The following is a 15,746-nucleotide window of genomic DNA, read 5'->3' as shown; positions in this document are numbered from 1 at the left end:
TTAATTTCTTTTTTTATGATAAAGTAATAATGAATAACTTAATAATCCAAAAATGGCAGCTGTCGTAACTGCTAAAACCAAACTTCCGATGATGTATTGCAATAGATGAATCTTGATAAATTCGGTAGAAATCGCATCCCAAGAAAAAACAAAATCGGCTTTTTGAGAAACAAATAAACCACCTGTTTTTAATGATAAATAAATAATTATTGGAATCATTGGCGGAATACTTACATTCGAAAAAACGAATGACAAAACTTTATTTAATCTGAAAACAACAGCTAAAAAAATAGATAAAAACGTTTGAAATCCCCAAAGTGGCGCAATACCAATAAAAGTTCCTAAAGCGATTGACAAAGCTTTAACTTCGATAGAATCGTTACTTGCAAGAACATCTTCTTTTATAAATTGTTTAAAGCTTTTTTTTTTGAATTTACGAACAAAATCTCTCGGTTTGATATACAACAATGCAATGGTTACCAAAACGGTATTTAAAACGCTAATTCTTGCAAAGTCTTTAAACGGACGAAAATGCGAAACACGTTCGGTTGGGTCGTAAAGTACGTCGATTGGAATGTTTTTAACTTCAATTCCTTTCCAAGATGAACGTACAATAACTTCGATTTCAAATTCAAACTTAGGCGTAAAAAAACGATTTGGAATACTTTGTAACGGATACGATCGAAAACCAGATTGCGTATCGGTTAATGTTTTTCCGGTTTCGAACCAAAACCAAAAATTTGAAAATTTATTTCCAAAACTACTTTTCTTTGGAACATTTTCTTGCGTCATATTTCGACTTCCGATTAATAAAACCGGATGTTCACTTTCTAAAATTTCTTTTTCAAAAAGAGGTAAATTTTCAGGAAAATGTTGTCCATCCGAATCGATAGTTATCGCATGTAAAAAACCTAATGTTTTGGCTTTTTCAAAACCAACACGCAAAGCCATTCCTTTACCTTTATTTTTATCGAAATGAATTTGGGTAATTTGTTTATAATCTTCGAGAATTATTGGCGTACTATCTGTAGAACCGTCGTTTACAATAATAATTTGGTCTGTAAACAACAAAACGCCGTTGATTACACGGCGTAAAGTTTTTTCGTTGTTATAAGTAGGTATAATAACACAAATACTTAGGTTTAAAGGCTTTTGTGTTATTATTTTATCTGCTGAAATCATTTATTTATTTCAATTTATTCTTTTCAATTTCTGTAAAAGATTTAGATGTTTTAACGTACGATTTTATCAATTGTTTGACTTCGTTTGTCTGCGAATCATAAAGCTTTAGAATTTGATTTTTATCTTCGTTGATGTTCATTTTGTATTTCAACATTTTTGGAATGTTTTCTTGAACACTTAAACGAATCATTCGAATTTCAATGTTATTTGGTTCTGCTTTAATTGCTTTTTCTATGTAAGCAACACCTTTGGTAAAATTTTCTTTTTTAGATTCTTTCGTACCAACATATTTAGATTGCAATGCATAAGCAGCACCTTTATAAGCTAAAATTGTTTGATTACTACCAGAATAATTATCTAATTCATCATAAAATTTCAGCGCATTTTGTTTACTTGAATTTGCTGTAGCATAAGCTTTTCTAATCTCTGAAAGTGACATATTTTGAAAAGCAAAAATTGAGACGAATAAGAATAATAACGTTTTCATTTTAAATAGTTTTAAAATTACAAACCAATTTTAATGCCACAGTTTCATCAAAAGTTGTGGTGTTTTTAACTTTGTATACGTTTGTTGCCGTTTCAGTTATTTCAATACTTAAAACCAAATTAGGATTTACTTCTGGATTAATCAAAGCCATAAATTTTACATTAGAACATTGATTCATAAACAATTTTTTAGAAACAATTTTCTCTGTAATTTCTTTAATGATTTGCAACATACAAACACCTGGTGTTACAGGATTATCGGGGAAATGTCCTTTAAAAATATCGTGCGAAGCATTTAAATGAATCAAAGCTTTGTAGTTTGAATCATTCATATTTTCTAATTTAGTTAAACTATAAAAATCGTTTAATAACATAAGTTTTCTAATAAGTTGTAAATATACATGTATTTAGTAAAACGAAAAAAAAACTTTCTTTTCAGAAAGTTTTATTTATTAAAAGTATAATTTAATCCGATTAAAAAAGATTTATTTAAGTTCGCATTATCAAAATAATATCCACCATTTATATCAATCGGTTCTATAATACCAATTCTCATTCGAGCATCAAATCCTAAATTTGGTGTAATTTGATATCCTAATCCAAAATTGAAAGTTAAATCCACACTGCTATTTGAAGTATAAGGATATGAATCGTAATAATTTCCATAATTATAATAATCATAGCTATTATATGGGTCTTCAGAAACTTTAATATCTAAACCTGGACCTGCATGGAAATTGAATTTTTCTAAATTAAATTTATTAATAAAGTTCAATGAAATATAATTCAATTTGATGTCATCAGTTCTGAATGTTTGTGTATTTATATTTCCATATTCAACTTGAGTCCATTTAAAATTCGTAGCTCCTTGACGTAAATACATCACTTCAAATTGCATATTATAAACTTTAGTCAGTTTTAATAATCCAAAGCCACCAACATAAAAATCACTACGGTAATCAGCTCCAATATTTGCTATCGTCGAAGCAGAATATCCAGCTTTTACACCTGGCTGAAAAGTAACTTGTGCATTGGTTTGTGCGAAGGCAAAAAACGTAAGTGCTAAAACTAATTTTTTCATAATTTATTGTTTGATTAATTGAATGGTAATTGGCCAATTTTTGTGACTGATTGTTATTTTTGAACAATAATCATTGGTTATCTCATTAAAATCAAAAGTAACAATTTCTTTATGTCTTTTAAGTTTTTTTATTTGAAATAATTCATTATCCATTATTTTATAAGAATATTCTAAATTATTTTTTTGAGATTTAGCAAAATATTGAATTTCTGAATTTGAAATAGATTTAGAATTCGATTGGATATTAGATTTTAACAAAATTCTAAAATCGCTTTCAAGTGTTTTAATAAGCAACTTTTTATTTAAATCGTCTAAAACGTAATTGACTTTAAAATCGTTTTCAGAAATCGTAAAATCAATCAAAGTATTTCCGAAATCAGAACTTAAAACCACTCGATGCGAAGTTTTATCAATTTTTTTGGCAATAAAAAGTCCGGTAAATTCTTTAGAAAAAGCATTTATTTTAGCTTTATAAACGTAATCTATATCCGGATTATTAAAATAAGGATTTATAATAATTTCTGAAGTAGATTCACTTCCAATAATTTGTTTTGTTTTACAAGACCATAACGTATTACAAACTAAAAACAGAAGGATTAATTTTCGCATTTTCTACTTTATTTTTGAAAATAATTTTTGTGTAATCATCCGAAGGTTCAATTAATTTAACTTCAGAAAGAATGTATTCGTTAGATTTAAAAAACAATTCAACACTTTTAATGTACTTGGTTAAATCTTTTTGTTTTGGAGTTAATTTTACAATTTTCGTAGCTCCGTCTTTGAAGTATGAAATCGTAAAATCTTTCTCATTTAAAAAATTAGCGGTGTAACTTCCAACAATAAAATTGTTTAGCTGTTCAAATTTTTTATTTTTAGATAAATCAACGGTTGATGTTTTTCCGTTAGATTTTGTATGCATTTTTTTATTTTTAAAAAGAATACTCATTGCTTCCGGTTTATTGTATTTCCACAACAATTCATTGGTTACACTTAAATAAAAATTTCCACTTGATTCGATATCTTTTGATAAAAAATCCATGTGTTTATATTGAACAAAATCAGCCGTTAAACTTTTTATTTTTTTATTAGCTTCAATTAAATTGGTTTTAAAAGTACTAATTTCTGTTTGAGACATTTTTTGTTGAGCAAAAACAGAAAAATTAAAAGTTAATAAAAGAATGAATACGATATTTTTAATTTTCATAAGGTTCTAAATTTAAAAGTTCATCAACGGTAACTGATTCGATTTGATTGTGCTTCATAAAATGCAATAATTGTTCCAATACACGCACCGTTCGTTCTGAATTATCGTGAAAAAGAACAATTGAACCGGGCTTAATTCTTGGTAAAACACGATTTAAAATAGCATGTTCATTCGTTAAAATAGTATCTAAAGAACGAACATTCCAACCAATTACATCCATTTTAAGTTCGTTTAAAGCAAGAGCAATATCAGGGTTTGTAACTCCGAATGGCGGTCGATATAATTTTGGTTTCTTTCCAATTCTATCAACTATCATTCGATTGCAAATAGTTATCTCTTGAATGATTTTTTTCTTTGAAAGAAAACCCATTTTTGATGTATGTGAATACGTGTGATTTCCGATGGTATGCCCACTTTCGTGAATTCTCTTAAAAATATCCGGATACATTTCAATCTGTTTTCCAATGCAAAAAAAAGTAGCTTTGAATTCGTATTTATCTAACAAATCTAAAACCTGATTGGTAATTGGATGCGGACCATCATCAAAAGTCAAAGCGATTTTTTGGTCTAAAGTTTTGGTATTTTTTGAATAGGCTTTGATAAAGTAATTTAATCGAATATCAAACGAACCCCACGAAGTTAATCCCAACCAAAAGAAGAAAACAATGAAAAGATAACTCAATGAAACGTCGTAATAATAGTTACAAACTAGAATTACAAAAACGGATAAAAGAGAAATAATCCAAATGTATTTATGTTTTAGCATCTTTTTAATAGTACTAAACTATGGTCTTTTCCACGATATTGATTGTAACACAAAACGTAATTTGTTTGTGCTATTTGTACATTATTCCAAAGTATTTCATTTGGGATTTGTTGTTTATTTAAAACTTTTGCAGCAACTAAAACTCCAAAAGCAGAAGCCGTATCAAATTCGGCACTTAAATGTTTGTAATAAACTTGGGATTTATCTTCAAACATTTGTTCAATTTCTGAATAATATTCGTTAAAATTGACATCGGCATTTCGTCCTAAAACTAAAACATCAATTGCATTTAAATCAATTGCATTTGCTTCTAAAAATGATAAAACAGTTGGTTTTAAATCTGTCAAATCTATTTTATTTTGGACAAAAACATCACAAATTTCTGCATACGAATTCGATTTTTTTTCTGATGATAAAGCTAAGAAATTAGCTCCTTCACCAAACGGAACTCCGACAGATGTTGGATTTTTAAAATCGATTTCAGATGTTTCCTTTTTTACAACTTCAATCTTCTTTAAAAGACTTAATGTATAATCGGAAATTTCATCAATTCCACCAACTAAAATATTATTTTCTTCATCGTTTTCGATTTGAAGTTTGGCATCTAACAAAGCATTTTCAAAAGAGTTTGCGCCATTTACATACGTAAAATTATAACCTTTACAACCCAATCTCAAAGCAATCTGAGAACCAACGGTATTATGCGTAGATTGAATAAAAGAAGTTGGTGTTAAAAATTCTTCTTCGTTTTCGATAATGGCACGAAGAAATTTTTCTGAATCTTGTAAACATCCCATTCCTGTTCCGGTAATAATCGCATCCGGAAATTCAATTTCAGCATCGTTTAACGCTGTTTGCGAAGCATAAATTCCCATCTTTACTCCTTGAGCCATTCTACGAATCATCGCAGCTGGAATCATTTCTTTGTATGATGGATGTTTAGCGTAATTTACATCAGATAAATCTGAAATACTTCCCAAATTAAAATCAAAAATATCTTGGTATTGAATGGAAACCGAACCGATTCCGTTTATATAAACTGCTTTCATTAGTTTTTAGAAAAAATTAAAGTAGAACAATTTCCACCAAATCCGAATGAATTTGATAAAACGTGATTGATTTCTTTTGATTTTACTTCGGTATTCGGAATCAAATCAAATTCTTGCATAGGAGTTTCAAAATTCAAGTTTGGATATACAATGTTATTTTGAATTGCAAGTACGCTAAAAACCGCTTCAATCGCAGCAGCAGCAGCCAAGGTATGACCGGTGTAAGGTTTGGTTGAACTAAAATCGGGAACTTGATTTTCAAATAAACGTGCAATAGCTCTTCCTTCAGATAAATCATTGTTGGGAGTTGCTGTTCCATGAACGTTGATATAATCAATATCAGATGGATTTAATCCGGCAATTTTAAAAGCTTTTTGCATCGCTAAAAAAGCGCCTTCTCCGTTTTCTGAAGAAGCTGTTTGATGAAAAGCATCATTCGCATTTCCGAAACCAGAAACATAAGCTAAAACTTCTTTATTGGTTTTCTGAATCATTTCTTCCGATTCTAAAACCAAATATGCAGCAGCTTCACCTAAATTCAAACCTTTTCTGTTATCATCAAAAGGTTTATTATACGTATCAGATAAAATCATTAACGTTTTAAAACCGTTTATCGTAAATTTTGATAAAGCATCTGTTCCGCCAACAATTACGCGGTCTAATTTTCCTGAATTGATTAAACGAGCGCCCAACATCACTGCATTTGCAGCAGATGAACAAGCCGTGCTTATGGTAGAAACAAATCCGTTTAAACCTAAATATTCAGCAATCTTGTTTGAAGAATCGCCTGCATCGTGACTGGTAATGTATTTTGCTAATGAATCGTCTGTCAAATATTCGTAGAAATGTTTTTCAGTGAAATCCATTCCACCAACACTTGTTGAAGAAATTAAACCGGTTTTATATTCATTAATATCTGTAATACCGGCATTTTCAACCGCTTGTTTAGCAGCAAAAGCGCCTAATAAAGCGGTACGTGTAAACGTATTTTCTTGAGATAATTTAAGCTGCTCAACAAGTTGTTCATTAGTTAGTTTAATTTCTCCTACTTTAATTTCATTTACATGTTTTGATTGAAAATTTTCTAATCTAGAAATTCCAGTTTGTTGTTGAATTAAAGCATTGAAATTATCTTCAACCGAATTCCCGATTGAAGAAATAATTCCCATTCCAGTTATAGCAACTTTTTTACTCATAAATTATTTTGTACGATTTGCAGCAATATAATTTGCCATTGTTTCAATGTTTTGGAAAATAGTTTTTCCTTCTTTCGGGTCACTTAATTTAATACCGTATTCTTTATCCATTAAAACAATAAGTTCTAAAGCATCGATTGAATCTAATCCTAAACCATCTCCGAATAACGGGTCAGTATCATTGATATCTTCAATGTTAATATCTTCTAAGTTTAAAACGTCAATTATTTTTACTTTTAATTCGTGTGCTAAATTTTCCATTTTATATAAATAAATTTTCTATTTCGTTAATTGTATGTTTTTTTGTTCCGTGTTTTTCAATTAAATAAAAAACTGCTTGATAATCATCGTTTAAAAAATCAACCCAACCACATAATACTTTATCTGCTTTTTGATTTTCTATTAGATAATTTGTGTAATTAGACATAAATTCTGTTTGATATTTATCCGAACAGAAAAAAGCACTTTCACTTTTTAGTTGATGTCTGATACTCACTTCACCGATGCAAATATTTGCTAATGTGTAAACAAAAATCGCAGGGCTAGGGAAGAAGTTCTCTTTATCTTGAATACTTTCTTGATGTTTTAAATCGGTATCTAAACTAGCACTTTTATTTGCAAAAAGCAAAGCAATGTTATCTGCTTCATTTTTGTCTGAAAGCAAATATTCAGATGCGAGAAAGGCCAATTTACTCAATCCGTCCATCTTGAAAAATTTCGGATATTCTAATTGCAAATTTTTATAGGTAGCTTTTGCAAATGCATTAAAATCGGTGTTTTCTGATTCAAAAACCAAAGCTTCATTTTTAAAAACCTTTTGATTTTTAATCACACAAGAATTTGATATGTAATAACTTTCTTTCACCTTACTTTTATTTTTTTAATACAATTGCCGAATTACATCCTCCGAAACCAGAAGCGGTTTTCAGTGCGTAATTAATATTCTTAAACTCATTTTGAGTGGTAATATTAATTGATTGCGTAACTCCTAAAGTTTCAAAACCTTTAGAAACAATTAAAGTATTTTTTTGCATACTTTCTATCAATAAAATTGTTTCTAATAAACCAGAAGTTCCTAAAGTATGACCAAAATAACCTTTCATACTTTGTGCAGGAATTTCTTCCATTTGCAAACGATTCAACGCAATTGCTTCCATTTCATCGTTATACAAAGTTGCCGTTCCGTGTAACGAAATCGCATCAATTTTATATGTTGTAATATTTGCTTCGTTCAATGCAGATTGAATACTTAAAAACAAACCTTCTCCCGTTCTTGATGGTCCAGAAATATGATTAGCATCGTTGATATTTGCATCGCCAATGATTTCAACTAAAGCATTTTCTGAATTTGTATCTAAAAAAGAAACAGCAGCAGCTTCTCCTAAATTAACACCTTTTCGATTAGCGTCGTAAGGTTTACAAGGTTCGTCGCTCATGGCTTGAAACGAATTAAATCCAGAAACTACGAATTCAGTAACTTCATCAACAGCAACCACATAAGCATTTGCATACACTTGCATTTGCAACATTCGTTTAGCAACTGAAAGCGCCATAACACCAGAAACACAAGCATTTGAAACAACAATTGGTTCGGTTTTAAACTGAAAATAATCCGCAATTTTTTTTGCCAATTGACTTAAAAAAGCATTTTCTAAATCGTTGTTTTCTAAAGCCGTGATATTTCCTTTGGTTGTAGAAAGAATCAAAACTGAATTTGGTTGAATTCCGTTTGAATCAATTACCGGTTTCATTACAGAAATCAACAATTGTTCAACTCGACTGAAATCAGCTGTATTTTTTTCAATCTGTTGAAAATGTTCATTGATTTTTGAATTTGGAATACAAGAAGCATAAATATTCGAAAAAGCTCCAAATTGCTCATGTAATTGAATACCTGATTCTAGATTTTGAATCGCATTCCAATTTGAAGCAACATCAAAACCTAAAGGCGTGATACAATTTGTTTGTTTTATAAAAACTTTTTTCATCTTACAATAAACCTACTTTTTGTTTCCATTCTTCAAAAAAAGGTGGCAGATTTAAAACTAAATTTCCATCCTTATCTAAAAAAACTTGAGTTGATTCGCCGAAACAAACCAACTGATTATTTGAATTATAAATTCGAAATCTAAAAATAATTTTTGCTGCCGGAGAATCAACAAATGCTGTTTCAATTCGAGCAGATTCGCCATATTTTAATGGCAATTTATGTTCACATACCGATTTTACAATTGGAGTTGTATAACCGTTTGCTTGCACATCGAGATATGAAATTCCGTGATGTTTGCCAAAAGCTTCGCGACCATCTTCGAAATAAATGATATAATTTCCGTGCCATACAATTCCTAACGAATCAACTTCGCTAAAACGAACGTCAAAATGTTTGGTAACTGTAAGTTTCGATTCTTCTTTATACAAATCTTTTCTTCTTATCATAAATCAGTGCAATTGCAAGCATTAAACTAAAAAACAAAAATAAGGATAAGATTTCTGGAAAAATATCTTTTATACCACCATTTCTCAACATAATATCGTAATAACCATTTAAAGCCCAATTCATCGGTGAAATCTTTGAAATAATTTGCATTACCGTTGGCATGGCAAAAACGGGAATCCAAACACCGCCTAAAGCTGCGAGAATCACAACAAAAGTAGAACCAAATGGTGCAGCTTGTTCTTGCGTTTTAGCAATGGTTCCTAATAAAATTCCTAATCCAATGGCGGCTAAACCAGCAAATAAAGTCAAAATGGTTAAATTGATTAATTTTCCATCGATATTTAATTGAGGTAATCCCATTTGAGGAAATAAAAATAAAGCCACAGCTAAAATCAAATAAAACTGAATCAAACAAATGATTAAATACGTTGCTGTTTTGCCTAAAATTAAAAGAATATTTGGCGTTGGATTGGTGATTAATCGAACGTAAGTTCCTTGATTTTTTTCTTTTACAAAATTAATCGAAAGTGGCACAATGATAAAAAATATGGCGAATAAAGTCCAAGCCGGAACGTTATGTTGCACCGAATTTGGAACGGCATCGTTTTCTAGATTTGGAACAATTTCTTTGAAACTGATAAATTTATCGTTTGAATTTAATGAAATTTCAGAACCCATTTGGTCTTCAAAAGTCGAATAAATTGCTTTAGTTTCAATTTGAGCAACCATTTTATCAATGGCATTTATAATTCCGTTTTTAAAAGTTGCTTGCGTTGCCGGGTCAAAATATAATTTGATTTCCTTTGAAGGAATTTCTTCTACAACTGTTTGAGTCGAATCGGTTTCTAATCCAAATTCACCTAAAATTTGGTCCACATTCTGACTAACTTTTTTATTTAAATCTTTAGATAAATCTTTAGGAATCACAATCGCAAACTGATATTTACCTTTAAAAACAGCTGTTTTAGCCATTTCTTCGGTAACCGTTTGATTATCTATTTGATTGATAATTTCTAAACTTCCAGTTTCTTGCAATTGAGAATGAATCGCTTTAGAAATTTCATCGTTATCGTTATCAACAACCAAAACAGGAATTTTAGTTTCAGAAACCACTTGAAAAGCACTGTCTTGAATCAAAGTAACGGTTATTACCAAAACAATTGGCATAACAAACAAGGTGATTAAACCACCAATATCTCTTTTCAATAAAAGAAATTCCTTTTTTATTGCTTGAAATAATTTATACCACATCTCGTAATTGATTTCCGGTTAATGCTAAAAAAACATCTTCTAAATCTTTTGCTCCTGCTGTTTGATTAACCAAATCGGTAGGCGTTCCGGAAATAAAGATTTTTCCTTGGTCAATAATTGCGATTTGCGAACATAAATCGGCAGCTTCAACCAAATGATGCGAGGTGTAAATAATCGTAGTTCCAGAAGCGTTTAATTCTTTCAGGAATTCAATAATCACATTTCTAGATTGAACGTCAACACCAACGGTTGGTTCGTCTAGAAAAAGAATTTTAGGTTGATGCAATAAACCCGCAATCAGATTGATTCTACGCTTCATTCCACCCGAAAAAGTTTCAATTCGTTTATGAGCAAATGACAACAATCCCAAACGTTCAAGTAACGTATTGATTTTAGATTTTAATTCTGTGCCTTTTAATCCGTACATGCTTCCGAAGTAAACTAAATTTTCAAAAGCTGTTAATGTTGGATAAAGTGCATATTCTTGAGGCACAACTCCAATAAATTTTTTGATTTGTTGGCTGTTTTTATCAAAAGATAATCCGTCGATAAGAAAAGTACCGGTTGTTGGCATTATCAAGCCACAAAGCATGGAAATCAAAGTGGTTTTTCCGGCTCCGTTTGGACCTAATAATCCGTAAATTTCTCCTTGGTCGATTTGTAAAGACAAATCCTGTACCGAGAAAAAATCGGTATTCTTATATTTTTTATATAAATTATCTATTTGAATAATAGGTTTCATTAGATGGCTTTTTTAAGTTTTTTAAAGAAAGCTTCTTCCAAATCGGCAATGTGAATTAATTCGGCAGATAAGGCTTCGTAAACATTATCTTGATTACTTCTTTTCTTATAAACACGAGAAGCATTTACAGCAAAATCGCGCCATAAATCTCCAATTTTCATCATCTCTAAAGATAATTCTTCTAATTGCTTGTTATTTAAGATTTCGGCAGCTTGTTGCAAAAATGCGGCATAGATAAAACGGAATCCACCACCACCTGTACCAATTTCTTCTTGCATACGAACAATTTGTCCCAAATAATGATTTGCTTTCTTTACGCCGTGTTTTTTAGGCCATTTTAAGATGGCACGTCCAACCATTCGAATTCCACGAACACCAACAATCGGAACGGGAGCAAGCATATCGTTACACGTTTTCTTAATAGCTTTTTTAATTGCCGGAGCTAAATCTATATTTTGTGGAATGTAAATCGGATAATAAAGTTGTCCTTTGGGTGCTAAAGCTCCTTTTGCAAAACGAACACGTTCTAACTCTTCTTCTGTTAATAACGTTGTTGTTTCCATAACCGGATCGCTAATCAAGAAATTGCCGTTTTCTTTTCCGAAAACAACTAAATTGTGTGCGTTGAAATGGAAACGATATTCGTCAGGAAAATAGTTTAAATGATAAACACCGACTTGCAAACCAGTTGGAATGTTATTGCGTAAATTTTCTTCTAAAACTTCTTGAGCTTTTTTCTTATTCGAAAATTTAATTCTTTTGATTTTGATTCCTAATCGATTAGCTAATCGATTGAAAATTTGTCCGGGTAACGGACGATATGAAACCGCCGGAGCGTGATTAATTTTTAAAAAAGGTAAATAAACAAAAAACAATCCAGAGCCAATTCCAAAAACCATTGGTTCGTTTAATTCTAAACCTTGGTTGCGTAACAAGTTAGAAGCTACGCCGTTTTCGCAATGTGCTGTTTGATGATGTGTAAATGTTGCGCGCATTAATTTCCTGTAAATGTTGTTAATTCTTGGACAGAAATATTAAAGGTTTCTGCATATTTTTTTAAAGTGGATTCGCTTAAATTTTTGAATACTTTTGGATTGCGATGACGTTTGATTTGCCAAACCCATTTTCCCATATAATCGGCTAAAAGTTTCCAATCCATTCGATTCAGTTCCATAAAATATTCAATGGGACTTGCTTCGCCTTTCTGAACTTTTAACTTCGCTTCTTGGATAATTTCATTTAAATGATTTAAATTGTTTTCTTGAATAATGGTTTTAACTTCCCAACCCGAACTTAATTCGGTAGTAAATTTTCCATCATCATCAATAGCATAACAAACTTCTTTTAAATTTTTATCTTGTAAACTACTTTTATCTTGAGGTACTTCGGACTTTTTCATACATCACATTTTTTGTAAAAATAAATTCATCGTACCTTTTAAAAGCACGTTTTCGTTATTTTTTATTTCAATAAACATACTACAAATTGAATAATCATCGCCTTCAAAACGAGATTCTAATTGAGCTTTTGTAATAATTTGTGTATTGATTTGAGGTAATTGAAATATTTCGATTTTTTTTATTGCGCTTATAAATCCAATAACCTTTACTTCTTGATTTTTATTTAAATTTTCGTCGAAAAAATAATTTTGTCCAACAATAGAAGAGCAAGTTTGTGCTGCGTTTTCAATCAATCCACATTCTTGAAAAAAACCGTCAACCACAAATATATTATCTGATGAAATAGTAAATTTAGTAATCACTTCATTTTCACTAATTTCATCAATAAAATCTACCATTAACATAGGTTTTTGATGTGGCAGATAACTAGAAATATCTGTAATATTATTCGATTTATAATCAGACATTAATTTGCAATTACAGTTTTTAATTCGCCTTTAGAAATGATTTCGTTATTACATCTCGAAACGATTTCAACCAAAGTTACACCAAGAAATTCTTGAATAATAGTAACTTCTGTAGTAATTTGTTCGTTAACCAATGGTAAACGTTCGATATTTATTTTTTTTATTGACCCAATATAACCCGTTGGAGCTTTTTGATTTTTAAGAAAAAACTGAAAACCTGTGTGTAATGCCACGGTTTGAACCATATGTTCGATTAATCCCGGTTCTTTTAAGATGTTATTCTCTACAAAAATATTAGATTCAGAAACTTGTAAACCTCCAATAATTTTATTTTCAGAATATTCAATTAGTTTATCAACCATAACGATTGGATTTCGTTGCGGAATAAAGCTTTCTATCAATTTATTATCTGTAATCGGAAAAGAATAATTCATAATTAACAAACCGTTAAATAAGCATAACTATAAGAAAAACGTCCACTTTCAGGAACAGACAATAATATTTTTTGTCCTTTTTGAAGTTTGCCTGAATTAAATAATTCTTCTAACATCAAATAAATTGAAGCAGAACCAACATTTCCGACTTTAAACAAATTCATAAACCATTTTTCGTCTTCAAGTACAATTCCGGCTTCTGCAAGTTGCTCTTGAAGTCCGTTTTTAAAGAAATTTGAAGAAATATGCGGTAAAAAATAATCGATTTCATTAGCTGTAACTTGATGTTTATCTAAAGCAGCTTTCATGCTTTCAACACCTTTAGTTAAAATATATTTATCTAATAATTTTACATCTTGCTTAATAGAAAAAACAGATTGCGACAACCATTCTTCGGTTTTATAATCACTCCAAGGTTTTATTGAACCATCTTCTAATTTATCGCCACCAGCGTACATACAAGCTTCGATTTCGTGAGCATATGAATAGGCATCCATCCATTCGATTTTTAGTGATAAAGCTTCAGAATTTGGTTTATTTTGAAGTAAAAAAGCTGCAGCTCCATCAGATAACATCCAACGTAAAAAATCCTTTTTAAACGCTATAATTGGTTGTTCTTCTAACTCGTTTAAATTTTCTATTTCTTTTTCAAATCTATCAGCTAGCATCCAAGTAGAAACACGTTCTGAACCTGTACAAACAGCATTATTTGAATTTCCTGAAAGCACAGATAAATAACCAAATTTTAGCGCATTCATTCCCGAATTACAAACTCCTGACGAAGAATTTAACTCGACCGATTTATTTTTTAATAAACCATGAACCATAGCTGCATGTGATGGCAATAAATGGTCAGGTGTTGAAGTTCCACAAGAAAGAACTTCGATATCTTGAGCAGAAAAATCTGTATCAAGTAAATCTGAAATTGCTAAAAAAGTCAATTCAGCATTAGAATGTGTAACTTTTCCTTGATTATCCAATGCATAATAACGCGACTGAATTCCGTTATTTCTCAGAACAATTCGTCTTGCTTTTGATGGTGTTTGATTAATTTTTCCAAGAATCGATTCCATTTCATCATTAGATACAGATTGATTTGGTAAAAATTTCGATGCTCTTGTTATATAAACTTCTTTTAACATGCTTTTTTAAATACCTTGATAATATTTTTTTTGTTTCCTTATTTTAAAATATAAAACAGGATATAAAATGGTTTCTATTAAATGTACAATTGGAGATAAAACCCAAATTGCAACGAATAAATAATAGTTAAACAATTTAGTGAGAATTTTTTTCTTATTTGGATTTGACGAAATTATTTTAGCCCAAATTTTAAACATCTTATTTGCTTTCTTATCCATTGAAATTAAAAAATGTCTGAATTCAACGGCTCCGTTAGCAACTAACTCGGTTTGTAAACCTGTATAATTTTCATTCAAAAAATGATTATAAATAATTGTTCCGAATTTACTTGATTCTTTAATTTCAGCTTCAGAAACTCCGGGTAAAGGAAAAATACCGTAAGCTTTCTTTTTTATACCACTAAACATCCAATCTACAACGGTTACAACGCTTATAAGATTAATATTTCGGTCTACTAAAGCAATGTTTCCAACTAATTTTGCATTATTATCATGCAATAAAATTTTCATTTTATCTTGAGCTAAAGCCCACATATTTCGGCTTCCGCTGATGGTAACTACAGATTTATTCTGTAATATTTTTTTAGCGTAATCACTTTTTAAAAATGAATTAATTGGAATGGAAGGTGTTAAATACCAAACTTGATAATGAAATAAAATCAAATCATAATTTGTATTTAAAATACTTTCAGATGGTAGCAAAATTTGATGTGGAACTTGTTGAAATGAATCCGGAAAAGCTCCAAAAAACGAATCTTTATCCCAAGGAAAAGGAAATTCATTTTGCATTTGTATTTGATAATAATCAACTCGAACATTCTCATCCTTAATAAAAGGTTGAGAAATTTGATCTGCAATTTCTTTCAATTGACCAGATTGCGAATAATAAATTACCAATACATTTTTCAT

General features: G+C 30.2%; 21 protein-coding genes. All 21 read right to left on the bottom strand.

The window, feature by feature from the left end; genetic code table 11:
- The 21 genes from HW119_RS05285 to HW119_RS05185 all read right to left on the bottom strand — a co-directional run bounded on the left by HW119_RS05285 (position 1) and on the right by HW119_RS05185 (position 15,746).
- Positions 1-1,182, bottom strand: coding sequence for a DUF2062 domain-containing protein (locus tag HW119_RS05285; RefSeq protein WP_177761868.1), 1,182 nt, complete (start codon positions 1,180-1,182; stop codon positions 1-3).
- 4 nt (positions 1,183-1,186) lie between these two features.
- Positions 1,187-1,669: a hypothetical protein gene (locus HW119_RS05280; RefSeq protein WP_177761867.1), complete on the bottom strand. Its 483-nt coding sequence runs from the start codon at positions 1,667-1,669 to the stop codon at positions 1,187-1,189.
- A 1-nt stretch (position 1,670) separates the two neighbouring features.
- A complete protein-coding gene (locus HW119_RS05275; protein ID WP_177761865.1) occupies positions 1,671-2,042 on the bottom strand; it encodes a 3-hydroxyacyl-ACP dehydratase in 372 nt (123 codons plus the stop codon).
- 71 nt (positions 2,043-2,113) lie between these two features.
- Entirely contained in the window at positions 2,114-2,749 is a 636-nt protein-coding gene (locus HW119_RS05270; protein ID WP_177761862.1) for an outer membrane beta-barrel protein, read from the bottom strand.
- Between the two features lie 3 nt (positions 2,750-2,752).
- Complete coding sequence (locus tag HW119_RS05265) at positions 2,753-3,358, bottom strand: hypothetical protein (protein WP_177761860.1); 606 nt, start codon at positions 3,356-3,358, stop codon at positions 2,753-2,755.
- Complete coding sequence (locus HW119_RS05260; RefSeq protein WP_177761858.1) at positions 3,324-3,953, bottom strand: outer membrane lipoprotein carrier protein LolA; 630 nt, start codon at positions 3,951-3,953, stop codon at positions 3,324-3,326. Before HW119_RS05260 ends, HW119_RS05265 begins: the two co-directional genes overlap by 35 nt.
- Complete coding sequence (locus HW119_RS05255; RefSeq protein WP_177761856.1) at positions 3,943-4,719, bottom strand: polysaccharide deacetylase family protein; 777 nt, start codon at positions 4,717-4,719, stop codon at positions 3,943-3,945. The genes HW119_RS05260 and HW119_RS05255 overlap by 11 nt, the downstream gene beginning before the upstream one ends.
- Entirely contained in the window at positions 4,713-5,768 is a 1,056-nt protein-coding gene (locus tag HW119_RS05250; protein ID WP_177761854.1) for a beta-ketoacyl synthase chain length factor, read from the bottom strand. The genes HW119_RS05255 and HW119_RS05250 overlap by 7 nt, the downstream gene beginning before the upstream one ends.
- A complete protein-coding gene (locus tag HW119_RS05245; protein WP_177761852.1) occupies positions 5,768-6,964 on the bottom strand; it encodes a beta-ketoacyl-[acyl-carrier-protein] synthase family protein in 1,197 nt (398 codons plus the stop codon). Before HW119_RS05245 ends, HW119_RS05250 begins: the two co-directional genes overlap by 1 nt.
- Before the next feature lie 3 nt (positions 6,965-6,967).
- Complete coding sequence (locus HW119_RS05240; RefSeq protein ID WP_177761850.1) at positions 6,968-7,225, bottom strand: phosphopantetheine-binding protein; 258 nt, start codon at positions 7,223-7,225, stop codon at positions 6,968-6,970.
- 1 nt (position 7,226) lies between these two features.
- Positions 7,227-7,829 (bottom strand): 3-oxoacyl-ACP synthase, encoded by a 603-nt coding sequence (locus tag HW119_RS05235; RefSeq protein WP_177761848.1) that lies wholly within the window; start codon positions 7,827-7,829, stop codon positions 7,227-7,229.
- 7 nt (positions 7,830-7,836) lie between these two features.
- Positions 7,837-8,952: a beta-ketoacyl synthase N-terminal-like domain-containing protein gene (locus HW119_RS05230; RefSeq protein WP_177761846.1), complete on the bottom strand. Its 1,116-nt coding sequence runs from the start codon at positions 8,950-8,952 to the stop codon at positions 7,837-7,839.
- Position 8,953: 1 nt separating this feature from the next.
- A complete protein-coding gene (locus HW119_RS05225; RefSeq protein WP_177761844.1) occupies positions 8,954-9,400 on the bottom strand; it encodes an acyl-CoA thioesterase in 447 nt (148 codons plus the stop codon).
- Positions 9,375-10,652: an ABC transporter permease gene (locus tag HW119_RS05220; protein ID WP_177761842.1), complete on the bottom strand. Its 1,278-nt coding sequence runs from the start codon at positions 10,650-10,652 to the stop codon at positions 9,375-9,377. Before HW119_RS05220 ends, HW119_RS05225 begins: the two co-directional genes overlap by 26 nt.
- On the bottom strand, positions 10,642-11,394 hold the full coding sequence (locus tag HW119_RS05215) for an ABC transporter ATP-binding protein (RefSeq protein ID WP_177761840.1): 753 nt from the start codon (positions 11,392-11,394) through the stop codon (positions 10,642-10,644). The genes HW119_RS05220 and HW119_RS05215 overlap by 11 nt, the downstream gene beginning before the upstream one ends.
- Positions 11,394-12,389 (bottom strand): BtrH N-terminal domain-containing protein, encoded by a 996-nt coding sequence (locus HW119_RS05210; RefSeq protein ID WP_177761838.1) that lies wholly within the window; start codon positions 12,387-12,389, stop codon positions 11,394-11,396. The genes HW119_RS05215 and HW119_RS05210 overlap by 1 nt, the downstream gene beginning before the upstream one ends.
- Positions 12,389-12,793 (bottom strand): hypothetical protein, encoded by a 405-nt coding sequence (locus HW119_RS05205; protein WP_177761836.1) that lies wholly within the window; start codon positions 12,791-12,793, stop codon positions 12,389-12,391. The genes HW119_RS05210 and HW119_RS05205 overlap by 1 nt, the downstream gene beginning before the upstream one ends.
- Positions 12,794-12,796: 3 nt before the next feature.
- On the bottom strand, positions 12,797-13,261 hold the full coding sequence (locus HW119_RS05200; protein WP_177761833.1) for an ABC transporter permease: 465 nt from the start codon (positions 13,259-13,261) through the stop codon (positions 12,797-12,799).
- Positions 13,261-13,695, bottom strand: coding sequence for a hypothetical protein (locus tag HW119_RS05195; protein WP_177761831.1), 435 nt, complete (start codon positions 13,693-13,695; stop codon positions 13,261-13,263). The genes HW119_RS05200 and HW119_RS05195 overlap by 1 nt, the downstream gene beginning before the upstream one ends.
- A gap of 2 nt (positions 13,696-13,697) precedes the next feature.
- Positions 13,698-14,837, bottom strand: coding sequence for a beta-ketoacyl-ACP synthase III (locus tag HW119_RS05190; protein WP_177761829.1), 1,140 nt, complete (start codon positions 14,835-14,837; stop codon positions 13,698-13,700).
- A 6-nt stretch (positions 14,838-14,843) separates the two neighbouring features.
- A complete protein-coding gene (locus tag HW119_RS05185) occupies positions 14,844-15,746 on the bottom strand; it encodes a dialkylrecorsinol condensing enzyme DarA (protein ID WP_177761827.1) in 903 nt (300 codons plus the stop codon).

Origin of the sequence: Flavobacterium sp. I3-2 (genome assembly GCF_013389595.1) — a bacterium.
Lineage (GTDB): Bacteria > Bacteroidota > Bacteroidia > Flavobacteriales > Flavobacteriaceae > Flavobacterium.
This window is presented reverse-complemented; position numbering and strand designations above follow the sequence as displayed.

Bases quoted from the DNA above. Each gene is read 5' to 3' on its own strand.
- HW119_RS05285 (WP_177761868.1), bottom strand. From the start codon at position 1,182: ATGATTTCAGCAGATAAAATAATAACACAAAAGCCTTTAAACCTAAGT.
- HW119_RS05280 (WP_177761867.1), bottom strand. From the start codon at position 1,669: ATGAAAACGTTATTATTCTTATTCGTCTCAATTTTTGCTTTTCAAAAT.
- HW119_RS05275 (WP_177761865.1), bottom strand. From the start codon at position 2,042: ATGTTATTAAACGATTTTTATAGTTTAACTAAATTAGAAAATATGAAT.
- HW119_RS05270 (WP_177761862.1), bottom strand. From the start codon at position 2,749: ATGAAAAAATTAGTTTTAGCACTTACGTTTTTTGCCTTCGCACAAACC.
- HW119_RS05265 (WP_177761860.1), bottom strand. From the start codon at position 3,358: ATGCGAAAATTAATCCTTCTGTTTTTAGTTTGTAATACGTTATGGTCT.
- HW119_RS05260 (WP_177761858.1), bottom strand. From the start codon at position 3,953: ATGAAAATTAAAAATATCGTATTCATTCTTTTATTAACTTTTAATTTT.
- HW119_RS05255 (WP_177761856.1), bottom strand. From the start codon at position 4,719: ATGCTAAAACATAAATACATTTGGATTATTTCTCTTTTATCCGTTTTT.
- HW119_RS05250 (WP_177761854.1), bottom strand. From the start codon at position 5,768: ATGAAAGCAGTTTATATAAACGGAATCGGTTCGGTTTCCATTCAATAC.
- HW119_RS05245 (WP_177761852.1), bottom strand. From the start codon at position 6,964: ATGAGTAAAAAAGTTGCTATAACTGGAATGGGAATTATTTCTTCAATC.
- HW119_RS05240 (WP_177761850.1), bottom strand. From the start codon at position 7,225: ATGGAAAATTTAGCACACGAATTAAAAGTAAAAATAATTGACGTTTTA.
- HW119_RS05230 (WP_177761846.1), bottom strand. From the start codon at position 8,952: ATGAAAAAAGTTTTTATAAAACAAACAAATTGTATCACGCCTTTAGGT.
- HW119_RS05225 (WP_177761844.1), bottom strand. From the start codon at position 9,400: ATGATAAGAAGAAAAGATTTGTATAAAGAAGAATCGAAACTTACAGTT.
- HW119_RS05220 (WP_177761842.1), bottom strand. From the start codon at position 10,652: ATGTGGTATAAATTATTTCAAGCAATAAAAAAGGAATTTCTTTTATTG.
- HW119_RS05215 (WP_177761840.1), bottom strand. From the start codon at position 11,394: ATGAAACCTATTATTCAAATAGATAATTTATATAAAAAATATAAGAAT.
- HW119_RS05210 (WP_177761838.1), bottom strand. From the start codon at position 12,389: ATGCGCGCAACATTTACACATCATCAAACAGCACATTGCGAAAACGGC.
- HW119_RS05205 (WP_177761836.1), bottom strand. From the start codon at position 12,793: ATGAAAAAGTCCGAAGTACCTCAAGATAAAAGTAGTTTACAAGATAAA.
- HW119_RS05200 (WP_177761833.1), bottom strand. From the start codon at position 13,261: ATGTCTGATTATAAATCGAATAATATTACAGATATTTCTAGTTATCTG.
- HW119_RS05195 (WP_177761831.1), bottom strand. From the start codon at position 13,695: ATGAATTATTCTTTTCCGATTACAGATAATAAATTGATAGAAAGCTTT.
- HW119_RS05190 (WP_177761829.1), bottom strand. From the start codon at position 14,837: ATGTTAAAAGAAGTTTATATAACAAGAGCATCGAAATTTTTACCAAAT.
- HW119_RS05185 (WP_177761827.1), bottom strand. From the start codon at position 15,746: ATGAAAAATGTATTGGTAATTTATTATTCGCAATCTGGTCAATTGAAA.